Genomic DNA, 12,121 nt, shown 5'->3' with positions numbered 1-12,121 from the left:
CCTGACCGGGGTGCGGGGGCCTTCCGGGTTCAGAACGCGTCGTCGGGGATCTCGACCGCCGTCCGGTCCAGGCTCTCCAGCAGCCGGAACTGCGCCTCCGTCCTGGGCAGTTCCTGGCGGAAGAAGAACCGGCAGGCGTGCCGCTTGCCCTCGTAGAAGGGGCCGCTGCCACCCTCGGCGGCGAGGAACTGCTCCAGCCACAGCCAGGCGACCACGGTGTGGCCGACCGCCTCCAGGTAGCAACTGGAGTTGGCCAGGGCGGTCTCCGGATCGCCCGTCGCCCACAGCCGTCGGGTGACCGAGGCGATCCGCCGCACGGCCGCGTCCAGCTGCGCCGCGTACTCGCCGGCGTCACCGCCGAGGCCCTTGGCCCGGTCGACCGTCGCCGCGACGGTCTCGACCAGCAGCCGCAGCCCCGCCCCGCCGTCCATCACGACCTTGCGGCCGAGCAGGTCCAGCCCGTGGATCCCGTGGGTGCCCTCGTGGATCGGGTTGAGCCGGTTGTCGCGGTAGAACTGCTCCACCGCGTACTCGCGGGTGTAGCCGTAGCCGCCGTGCACCTGGATGGCGAGGCTGTTGGCCTCCAGGCACCACTGCGAGGGCCAGCTCTTGACTACGGGTGTGAGGACGTCCAGCAGCAGCTTGGCGCGGGCCCGGTCCTCGGGCGTCACGCCGGTGCGCTCCTCGTCCAGCAGCCGGCCGGCGTACAGCACCAGCGCCAACGCCCCCTCGGCGTAGCACTTCTGGGCCAGCAGCATCCGGCGGACGTCGGCGTGGGCGATGATCGGCACCTGGGGGGCGGCCGGGTCCTTGGCGCCGACCGGACGGCCCTGGGGGCGGCTGCGGGCGTACTCCAGGGCGTGCAGGTAGCCGGTGTAGCCGAGGGCGGCGGCGCCCAGCCCGACGCCGATCCGGGCCTCGTTCATCATGTGGAACATGAGGGCCAGGCCGTGGTGCGGCTCACCGACGAGCCGGCCGACGGCACCGGGCTCGCCGCCCGGCCGGTGGACGCCCTCGCCGAAGTTGAGCAGGGTGTTGGTGGTCCCCCGGAAGCCCATCTTGTGGTTCAGCCCGGCCAGGACCACGTCATTGCGCTCGCCGGGCGAACCGTCGGCGCCCACCAGCACCTTGGGCACGATGAACAGCGACAGGCCCTTCACCCCGGGCGGCCCGCCGGGGATCCTGGCCAGCACCAGGTGGACGATGTTCTCGGACAGCTCGTGGTCGCCGCCGGAGATCCACATCTTGTTGCCGAACAGCCGGTAGGTGCCGTCCGCCCGCGGCTCGGCCCGGGTGCGCAGGTCCGCCAGCGAGGACCCGGCCTGCGGCTCCGACAGGCACATGGTGCCGAAGAACCGGCCCTCCAGCATCGGCCGCACATAGGTGTCGATCTGGTCCCGGCTGCCGTGCGCCAGCAGCAGGTTGGCATGGCCCGCGGTGAGGAACGGGTACCCGGAGGTGCCCGGGTTGGCGGCCTGGAACCAGGCGAAGCAGGCGTTGGCGACGACGGCGGGCAGCTGGGCCCCGCCCACCTCGTGGTCCATCGCGCTGCCCAGCAGCCCGGTGCCGGCGAAGACGTCCAGCGCCTCCTTCACCTCCGGGATGATGTGCACCCGCTCCCCGTCGAAGCGCGGCTCCTGCGCGTCGTTCTTCCTGTTGTGCGGCGCGAAGTGCCGGGTGGCGACCTGCTCGCTCAGCTCCAGGGCGGCGTCGAAGGTCTCCCGCGCGTGCTCGGCGTAGCGCGGCCGCTCGGTGAGCGCGGCCACGTCCAGCCACTCGTACAGCAGGAAGTCGAGGTCACGGCGGGAGAGCAGCAGGGACGTCATCGGGCGGCGCCTTTCGGGTCGTGGAAGCGGACCACGGTCGGACTCCTTCTTACCTCCTCGCGGATCCGCGCGGAACGCCTCCGCCGGCGCGGGGAGCCCGGTGGGCGGGTGTGCCCGCCGGGCCTCCCCGGGCGGGCGGGTCAGGCCTGGCGGCGGGTGGCGATGAGGGCCGCGCCGAGGACGCAGGCGCCGGCGGCGGTGGCGTAGGCGAGGTGGTAGCCGGTGAGCTGGTCGGTGCTGGTCGCGGCGACCAGGACCATCACGGCCGTGCCCACGCTGGCACCGATCTGCTGGGTCACCACGTTCACCGCCCCGGCGACGGCGTGCTGTTCGGCGGGGACGCCGGTGAGTCCGGCGGAGGTCATCGACGGGAAGTTGAGGCCCTGGCCGATGCCGCTGACCACCAGGCCGGGCAGCACGTGCACCAGGTAGCCGCCCTCGTGCGGGGTGGTCAGCCAGAGTCCGGCGCCGGCGCCGATCAGCACCAGGCCGACGACCATCAGGGTGCGCGCGGTGTAGCGGGCCAGCAGGCGGCCGGTGACGAAGTTGGCGGTGAGGAAGACGGCGGCGGACATCGGGACCAGCGCGAGGCCGGACTCCGAGGGCGAGTAGTGCAGCATGCCCTGGAGGTACAGCGGCGCGAAGAACAGCAGGCCGACCGAGCCCATGTACTGGAGGAACGCCGCCAGGCTGGCGGCCCGTACCGAGGCGAGCCGGAACAGGCCGAGCGGCAGCACCGGGTCCTCGGTGCGGCTCTCCCGCACCACGAACAGCACCAGGCAGAGCACCGCGACGCAGAGCACCGCCCACGCGGTCGCGCCGTCGCTGCTGACGCCGACCACGAGCAGGGTGAGGCCGAGGGTGCCGGACACCGCGCCGGGCAGGTCGAGGCGGCCGCTGTGCCCGGTGCCGTCGGGCAGTCCGACCCGGGTCACGGCGAGCACGACGACTCCGAGCAGCACCGAGAACCCCAGCACCGAGCGCCAGCCGAGGAACTGGGTCAGCACGCCGCCGAGCAGCACTCCCCCGCTGAAGCTCGCGGCGCCGACGGCCGCGTACACGCCGAAGGCCCGGTTGCGGGCCGGACCGGCCGGGAAGGTCTCGGTGAGCAGGGCCAGCGCGGCGGGCCCCGACAGGGCGGCGCCGATGCCCTGGACGGCGCGGGCGCCCAGCAGCACCCCGATGTTCGGCGCGATCGCCCCGACCAGCGCGGACGCGGTGAACAGGGCGATGCCGACCTCGAACACCCGCCGCCGGCCGAGCACGTCGGCGAGCCGGCCGCCGACCAGCAGGAAGCCGGCGAAGGTGACGGCGTAGGCGGTCATCACCCACTGGAGCGTGCTGTCGTGGAGTTGGAAGCGCTCTCCGACGGAGGGCAGGGCGGCGTTGAGCACCCCGAGGCCGCTCACGTCCAGGGCGAGTGCCCCGGCGAGCACTCCGAGGGCGAGTCCTGGCCGGCGCAGCAGCTCGACCGCGGTGTCGGTCATGCCGTTTCGCCCTCTCCGTCGCGGCGGGTGCGGGCACTGCGGGGGGTGGACACCGGGTGGTGTGGGGGGCGTTGCGCTAAGGAGCCGTCGGGCCGGGCTGACGCCGTATCAATATTCTCAACTGCCATGCTGATCAGATTGCAGTGGTCACTCAACTGCTGTCCACCCCGCCCGGGCCCGAACTACCACTCGGGCCACCTCCGTTGGGGCGTGCCCGGGCGGCGTCCGAGTCGTGACCGGGTGGCGGCCGAGCCGCGGCGGGCCGACCGCCGGCTGACGACTGGCTGACGGTTGGCTGACAACCGACTGACGGCCGACTGACGGCCGGCCCCGGCGACAGGTCGTGGGCGGCCGGTTCGCTACGGTACGCGTGTACCTGTCACCCGCTATCCTCCGTCCCCCGCCCGGGAGTTCCGGCCCGGCCCCGGAGGGCGCCGCCGACCTGGGCGGACGGCGACGGGGGGCGGCTCGGCGCGGCGGATCCGGCCGGGTCGGCGGGGGGCCCGCCGTGGCCGGGGATGCCTGGTTTCGACCGAGTAATCCGAAAGATTCCGAAAGATTCTGCGCATTTTTCGCGCCTGAAGAGGCTGATTCAGACACAGGCGAGATCAGAACTCGCCACGCCTCAACTGACCCTCAAAGTGCGCTTGTCTCACCATTCACAGGGTGGCACGCTGATGTCCGCCGATCAGGTAAGCATCAGGCAATCCGGCCTCCATTGAATCCGCATACTCGTTGCACTCACCTCTGCGACCATGCGTTCCCGCCCGCCCGGTTCCAGGGCGGACGAAGAGACCAGCGCCACGGATTCCCGCGCCCGAGCCACCCGCGCCCCGGCCCGCGCTTTCATTCGACTCTGTACGAAACCACGGCAGTCGACCATGCCCACCGCCACCCCCTGACCGCCCATTCCACCCGGCCCGCCGAGGGAGTCGCCATGCCCGAAGAACGCGCAGCGCGAGACCTGTCCGCCGTGACGGACTTCCTGCTATCCCGCGCCGCCGAGCTGTTGGCCGTGGCCCCGACCGCCCTGGACCGCCGGGCGCCGCTGCACCGCTACGGACTGGACTCCGGCAGGTCGGTGGCGCTCGCGGCCGCGCTGTCCGAGTTCCTCGGCCGGCAGGTGCCCGCCACCTGGCTGTGGCAGTACCCGACCGTGGACGAGCTGGCCCGCGCCCTGGTCCACGGCCCGGGCACCGCCGAAGCCGCCGCGGCCAAGGAGCGCCGCTCGCCCTCCCAGGAGCCGGTGGCGATCGTCGGCATCGGCTGCCGGTTCCCCGGCGGGCCGGACCCGTCCGCGTTCTGGCGGCTGCTGGTCGAGGGCGGCGACGCCGTCGGGCCGGTGCCGGCCGCCCGCCGCGAGCTGATGAACGACGCGGTGCGCTGGGGCGGGTTCATCGACGGCATCGACCGCTTCGACCCGCTGTTCTTCGGCATCTCGCCCCGCGAGGCCGTCCAGATGGACCCGCAGCAGCGGCTGGTCCTGGAACTGTGCTGGGAGGCCCTGGAGGACGCCGGCATCGCCCCGCACAGCCTGCTCGGCAGCGACACCGGCGTGTTCATGGCCTCCTGCTGGGGCGACTACGCCGCGCTGGCGCACTACCGCGGCCCGGACGCCCAGATCACCCCGCACACCGCGACCGGCATGCACGACGGCATCATCGCCAACCGGGTCTCCTACGTCCTCGGCCTCCAGGGCCCGAGCATGGCCATCGACGCCGCCTGCGCCGGCTCCCTGGTCTCGGTACACGTGGGCTGCCAGTCGATCCAGCTGGGCGAGAGCGACCTCGTCCTGGCCGGCGGGGTCAACCTCAGCTTCGTCTCCGACTACTACACCGCCATGGACCAGATGGGCGCGCTCGCCCCGGACGGCCGCTGCAAGTCCTTCGACGCCCGTGCCAACGGCTACGTGCGCGGCGAGGGCGCCGGCGTGGTGGTGCTCGCCCCGCTGAGCGTCGCCCTCGAACGCGACCTGCCGGTGTACTGCCTGATCAAGGGCAGCTCCTCCAACAACGACGGCCTGAGCAACGGCATGACGGCGCCCAACCCGCTGGCGCAGGAGAAGATGCTGCGCACCGCGTACCGGCGGGCGGGCATCGCCCCGCACCTGGTGGACTACATCGAGTGCCACGGCTCCGCGACACCGCTCGGCGACCCGATCGAGGCCAACGCCATCGGCGCCGTCCTCGGCGGCGACCGCGCCGAGCCGCTGCGGCTGGGCTCCGTCAAGTCCAACGTCGGGCACCTGGAGGCGGCGGCCGGCATCGTCGGGCTGGTCAAGCTGGCGATGTCGATGCGCAACGGCGTGCTGCCGCCGAGCCTGCACTACAGCGCGCCCAACCCGCAGATCATGTTCGACGAGTACAACCTCACCGTGCAGGACCGGCTGACGCCCTGGCCGCGGCGCTCGGACGCCCGCCGGGGCGGCGTCAGCTCCTTCGGCTTCGGCGGCGCGATCTGTCACGTCGCCGTGGAGGAACTGCCGCGCCCGGAGAGCTCCTTGCTGCTGCTGGCCGCCGACTCCCGGGAGGAGCTGGCCGAGCGGGCCCGGGCGGTGCGCGACGCGACCGACCTGCGCGCGCTCTGCCGCCGCACCCCCGGCGAGGGCCCGTTCCGGCTCGCGGCCGCCGCCCACGACCTGGCCGCGCTCCGCTCCCAGCTGGACGCCTTCGGCAGCGGCGTGGAGGCCGACGGGCTGAGCGTCGGGGAGGCCGCCGGGCGCCGGCCGCGGGTGGCGTTCCTGTTCTCCGGCAACGGCTCGCAGTGGCTCGGCATGGGCCGCCAACTGCTGGCCGGGCTGCCGGTGTTCCGCCGCTCCATGATGCGCTCCGACCGGCGGATGCGGGAGCTGCTGGGCTTCTCCCTGGTCGACCAGCTGCTGTCGCCGGAGGGCCGGCTGGACGACATGGACGTCTTCCAGCCGCTGCTGTTCTCGCTCCAGGTCGCGCTGGCCGAGGCCTGGCGCTCGCTGGGGGTGGAGCCGGACGTCGTGGTCGGGCAGAGCGTCGGCGAGTTCGCCGCCGCCCACGTCGCCGGGGCGCTGGACTTCGCCGACGCCTCCCGGCTGGCCGCCCACCACGGCCGACTGCTCCAGCAGTTGGCGGTCGGGCGCGGCGAGGGCATCGTGGTGATGACCGCCGCCGAGGAGGTCGAGCCGTACCTGACCGGCGGGCTCACCCTCTCCGGCCGCAACGGGCTGCGCTCCACCCTGGTCACCGGCACCCCGCAGGAGATCGACGGCCTGGTCCGCCGGCTCACCGACCTGGGCGTCACCAACCACCGGGTGCGGATGGGCCACGCCCCGCACTCCCCGCTGGTCGACCACGTCCTCGCCCCGCTGAAGGCCGAACTGGACGGCATCCGGCCCCGGACGGCCCGCATCCCGATGATCTCCACGGTCACCGGCGAGGCCGTCGACGGCGCCGAACTGGGCCCGGACTACTGGGCGGACAACCTGCGCCGGGAGATCCGGGTGGTCGACGCCCTGACCAGGCTGCGCGACCACGACGTCGACGCGGTGGTCGAACTCAGCCCGCACCCGCTGCTGCTCAAGTCGGTCTCGGAGATCCTCACCGCGACCACCCTGCCCTCGCTGCGCCGCGGCGCCGACGAGGCCGGCACCCTGCTCGGCTCGCTCGGCGCCCTGTACACCGCCGGACTGCCCGTCCCGGCCCACCCGTTCCTGGCCGGCGACCGGGGCCGCCACACCGCGCCGGTCCCCGGCGAGCGCGCCGCCGACGAACAGTTGCACCTGGTGCCCGTCACCGCCCGGACGGCGGGCGCGCTGGCCGACACCTGCCGCGCACTGTCCAACCACGTGGAGCGCGACCCGGGCCTGCGGGTCTGCGACCTCGCCTACACCCTCGCCGCCCGGCGCACCCACCACGGCCACCGGGTGGCGCTGCTCGCCCGCAACCGGCAGGACGTCCTGGACGGCCTCGCCCGGGTCGCGGCCGGCCGCCCGCACCCCGACGTGGTCACCGGCACCGTCTCCGGCAACACCGACCGCCGGGTGGCGCTGGTGTTCTCCGGCGGCGGCACCCAGTGGGTCGGCATGGGCCGTGAACTGCTGCGCTCCCACGCCGGGTTCCGGTCCTGGATGGAGGCCTGCGACGCGGCCGTGCGCGCGGCCGGCGGCGGCTCGGTGCTGGAGCGGCTCGCCGCGCCCGCCGAGGAGGCCCGGTACGAGGAGATGGACTTCCAGCAGCCGGTGCTGTTCGCCCTCCAGGTCTCGCTGGCACAGGTCTGGCTCGGGCTCGGCGTCGAGCCGGCCGCCGTGGTCGGGCACAGCCTGGGCGAGGTCGCGGCCGCCTGCGTGGCGGGCGCGCTGTCGCTGGAGGACGCCGCCCGGGTCGTGGTCACCCGCTCGCACCTGCTCGAACGCAAGGCCGCCGCGGGCGCCATGATCTCGGTCGACCTGCCGGAGGCGGAGCTGCTGCCCCGGCTCGCCCCGTACGCCGCGCACGCGGCCGTCGCCGTGGTCAACAGCCCCACCAGCGCGGCCGTCTCCGGCTCGCCCGAGGCCGTCGACGCCCTGGAGGCCGACCTTCGCCGGGACGGGGTCTCGGTCCGCCGGATCCGGGTGGAGCGGCCGGTGCACAGCCCCGGGATGGACCCGCTGCTCCCGCCGCTGCGGGAGGGCATCGAGGGCATCACCGCGCTGCCGCCCGTCATCGACTTCCACTCCACGGCGCTGGCCGACAGCGTCAACCCGGCCACCGACGTGGACTACTGGGTGCACAACCTGCGCAACCAGGTCCGGTTCGCCGAGACCGTCGGGGCGCTGGTCGACCGGGGCGTCGACACCTTCATCGAGATCGGCCCGCACGAGACGCTGCGCGGCGCGGTGGAGGAGATCGCCGTGACCCGCGGCGCCCGGGTGCACGCCGTCAACTCGCTGCGGCGGGACGAGAGCGACCTGCGCTGCCTGCTGGGCGCCGCCGCCTCGCTGTACGTCCAGGGCCTGCCGCTGACCTTCGACCCGCTGTTCGGCGATGACGTCGACCTGGTGGAGACCCCGCTGGTGCAGTGGCAGAAGGAGCGCTACTGGATCGACACCGAGCCGCTCGCGCCGCGGGCCCCCGCGCCGGCCGCCGAACCCACCGCCGCCGCCGTGGTGGCGGCGCAGCCCGAGGCACGGCCGGTGGAACGGGCGCCGGGCCGGCCGGTGGCCGAGATCGTCCTGGCCGAACTCGCCGACGCCCTGGGCGTGCCGGTGAGCGGCTTCGACACCGAGGCGTGCCTGCGCGACTTCGGCCTCGACTCGATGCTGGGGATCCGGCTGGTCAACCGGATGCAGTCGCTGTTCGGGCACCGGGTGTCGCCGGTGGTCTTCCTGGACGGCCGGTCGATCTCCGAAGTGGTCGGCCACTTCGTCGAACTCACCGCCGGACCGCCCGCGGCCCCCGCCGCCCCCGCCGCCACCGCGCCCGCCCCCACGTCGGCTCCACTGCCGAAGGCCGAGCCGGACCGCGCCTTCCTCGACGAGCTGTCCGAGCTGGACGCCGAGGAGCTGCTGGACGAACTGGACGCCCGCGGCCTACTGGCGGCCGACGACACCCCCGCCCTGAAGCAGCTGCGCGCCGCCGGCCTCGGCCTGGAACTGGCGCCGGCCTCGCACGGCCAGGCCTCGCTGTGGTTCATGCAGATGGTCTCGCCGGACGCCGTGCCCTACAACTTCATGGTGGCCGCCCGGATCCGGACGGCCGTCGACGCGCAGGCCCTGGAGCGCGCCGTCCGGGCCGTCATGACCCGCCACCCCGCGCTGCGCACCCTGTTCGTGGAGGCCGGCGGCCGGCCGTACCAGGTCGTCCTGGACGAGCCGGTGTACGAGTTCCTGGTGGTGGACGGCTCCGGGCTGGACGACGAACAGGCCCGCGAGGAACTGGCCCGGCACGGGCACCGGCCGCTCGACCTGGACAACGGGCCGCTGGTGCGGGTCGTCCTGCTGAACCGCGGCCCGGCCGACCACTACCTGCTGGTGCTGGTCCACCACATCGCCTCGGACGCGGCCTCCGCCGATGTGATGATCCGCGAACTCCAGGCGTACTACCAGGGCGCCGACCCGGCCGCCGACGCGCCCGCCGCCCCGTACACCGAGTTCGTCGCCTGGGAGCGGCAGTGGCTGGCCGGGCCGGCCGCCGACGCGGCCCTGGACTGGTGGTCGGAGAGGCTGGCCGACCCGCCCGCCCACCTCGACCTGTCCGCCAAGCAGCGCCCGCCGGGCGTCACCTACGAGGGCCGCGACCTCGCGTTCCGCTGGAACGCCGAGGAGACCCGGCTGCTGCGGGAGTTCGCGGTGCGCGAGGGCGTGTCGATCAGCACCGTCGTGCTGGCCGGGTTCTTCGCCACCCTCAACCGCGCGGTCGGCACCGAGGACGCCGTACTGGCCACCGCGATCGCCCAACGCTCCGAGCCCGGCTGGGAGTCGGCGATCGGCTACTACCTCAACACCGTGCTGGTCCGGGCGAGCCCGGCCGCCGACCGCAGCTTCCGCGACCTGCTGCGCGAGGTCCACGCCTTCTCGCTCGGCCTGCTGGAGCACATGAACTACCCCCTGGACCTGCTGGCCTCCCAGTTGAAGCCGCCGAGGGTCGAGGGCCGCTCCCCGTGGTTCGACGTGGTGGTGAACTGGCTGTCCTCGGACGCCTTCCCCCGCTCCGTCAAGCTCTTCCACGGCGTCGGCGAGACCCTCACCCCGGACGGCGCGCTGCCCCTCGAACCGCTCCAGGTGCGCCGGCACCTCGCCAAGTTCGACCTGGAGATCTCGATGGCGGACATCGACGGCGAGGTGGCCGGCCACGTCCAGTTCAAACCGAGCTACCTGGAGAGGCCCACCGTGACCGCACTGCTCGCGCTGTACCGCAGCGTGCTCTTCGACGCGATCGCCCGACCCGACCTGGCCCTGGGCGCCATCGCCCCGGCCGGCCTGCCCGAGGAGACGGACCGGTGACCGACACCCTGCACTCCGCGTTCGTCGAACTGGCCGCCAAGAGCCCCGGGGCGACCGCCGTCTACGCCGAGGCCGGCGTCCTGACCTACGGCGAACTCGACCAGCGCTCCCTGGAGTTGGCCGAACGGCTGACCGCCGCCGGCGCCGGCCCGGGCGTCCCGGTCGGCATCTGCGTCGAACGCACCCCGGACCTGCTGGTCGGCATCCTGGCCGCCCTGCGCAGCGGCTCCTGCTACCTGCCGCTGGACCCGAACTACCCCGCCGACCGGCTGACCTTCATGGTCCAGGACAGCGGCACCCGGCTGCTGCTCACCACGCCCGCCTCCCGGGCCGGCTGCCCGCCCGGCCCGACCGTGCTCGTACTCGGCGACGGCGGCACCGTCACCACCGAGCCCGGCGCCGGGCCCGTCCCGGTCGTGCCCGAGGACACCGCGTACGTCATCTACACCTCGGGCTCCACCGGCAAGCCCAAGGGCGTGGCCGTACGGCACGGCGGCGCCGTGGCGATGCTCGCCGCGATGGACCGCGTCCTGGAGGGCTGCGACCTGAGCGGCATCGCGGCGGCCAGCTCGGTCTGCTTCGACATGTCGGTGATGGAGATCTTCAACGCGCTCTGCCGGGGCGGCGCCGTGGTGCTGGTGGAGAGCGCCGTGCACCTGCCGGAGAGCCGGTACGCCGACCGGATCACCCACCTCAACGTCGTCCCCTCGGTGATGAACGGCCTGCTCGACGCCGGGGCCCTGCCGCCCGAGCTGCGCTCGGTGGTGTTCGGCGGCGAGGCGCTGCGCCGCAAACTGGTCGACCGCACCTTCCGGGAGACGGGCGCCACCCGGGTGTTCAACGCCTACGGCCCCACCGAGGGCACCGTGTTCTGCTCCTTCGGGCCCGTCCCCGAGGACTCGGCCGAGGAGCCGACGATCGGCCCGCCCACCGAGGGCGCCCGGGTCTACGTGCTGGACGAGCAGCTGCGCCGGCTCCCGGCCGGCACGCCCGGCGAGCTGTACCTCGGCGGCGCCGGCCTCGCCCACGGCTACGTCAACCGGCCGCGCACCACCGCCGAGCGCTTCGTCCCCGACCCGTTCCGGGCCGGCGAGCGGATGTACCGCACCGGCGACGTGGTCGAGTTGACCGACGGCGGCGAACTGCGCTTCCACGGCCGCAGCGACCACCAGGTCAAGCTGCGCGGCTACCGGATCGAGCTGGAGGAGGTCGAGGCCCGGCTGACCGGCTGCCCCGAGGTCCGGGAGGCCGCCGCCGTCGTCCGGGGCAACCGGCTGGTCGGCTACCTGGTGCCGGCCGGCGACGCCCCCGACGGCCCCCGGCTGGACGCCGCGCTGCAGAGCGCCGTCACCGCCCGGCTCGCCGTCGAACTGCCCGACTACATGGTGCCCGCGGCCCTGGTCTCGCTGCCCGCCCTGCCGCTCGGCCCCGGCGGCAAGCTCGACCGCAACGCGCTCCCCGAGCCGCCGGCCGCCGACCCCGACGGGCCGCTGACCGCCCCCGGCACGCCCACCGAGATCGCGCTGGCCGAGATCTGGGGCCAGCTGCTCGACCTCGAACCGTCGACCATCGACGTGCAGTCCGCGTTCTACGACCTCGGCGGCGACTCGCTGCTGCTCATCCGGCTGGCCCGGCTGATGACCCGCCGCTTCGACCGACGGGTCCGGGTGCCCGACCTCTTCAGCTTCCGCGACATCGCCTCGCTGGCCCGGTGGCTCGACGACGACAGCGGCGCCACCCCCGAGGTGGTCCAGTCCGCCCGCCGCCGCGCCGGCGCCCGCCGCGCCGCGCTGCGCGGCCGCTCCGCCGACGACCGCTGAGCCAGGCCCACCCCCGACGAAGAACGAAGCAGGAGC

General features: G+C 74.0%; 4 protein-coding genes. 2 read left to right on the top strand and 2 right to left on the bottom strand.

Going from position 1 to position 12,121, the window contains the following annotated elements; all coding sequences use genetic code 11:
* Positions 1-29: 29 nt before the first annotated feature.
* Complete coding sequence (locus tag ACZ3YL_RS24615) at positions 30-1,826, bottom strand: acyl-CoA dehydrogenase (protein ID WP_465659867.1); 1,797 nt, start codon at positions 1,824-1,826, stop codon at positions 30-32.
* 140 nt (positions 1,827-1,966) lie between these two features.
* Positions 1,967-3,313: an MFS transporter gene (locus tag ACZ3YL_RS24610; protein ID WP_465659866.1), complete on the bottom strand. Its 1,347-nt coding sequence runs from the start codon at positions 3,311-3,313 to the stop codon at positions 1,967-1,969.
* 937 nt (positions 3,314-4,250) lie between these two features.
* On the opposite strand from ACZ3YL_RS24610, the gene ACZ3YL_RS24605 reads away from it, so the two are divergent.
* Positions 4,251-10,265, top strand: coding sequence for an acyltransferase domain-containing protein (locus tag ACZ3YL_RS24605; protein WP_465659865.1), 6,015 nt, complete (start codon positions 4,251-4,253; stop codon positions 10,263-10,265).
* Positions 10,262-12,085: a non-ribosomal peptide synthetase gene (locus ACZ3YL_RS24600; protein WP_465659864.1), complete on the top strand. Its 1,824-nt coding sequence runs from the start codon at positions 10,262-10,264 to the stop codon at positions 12,083-12,085. The genes ACZ3YL_RS24605 and ACZ3YL_RS24600 overlap by 4 nt, the downstream gene beginning before the upstream one ends.
* Positions 12,086-12,121 lie beyond the last annotated feature (36 nt).

The sequence above is a fragment of the Kitasatospora sp. NPDC023176 genome (assembly GCF_055560495.1).
Note: the sequence above shows the minus strand (reverse complement) of the source record. Positions and strands in the feature narration are given on the sequence as shown.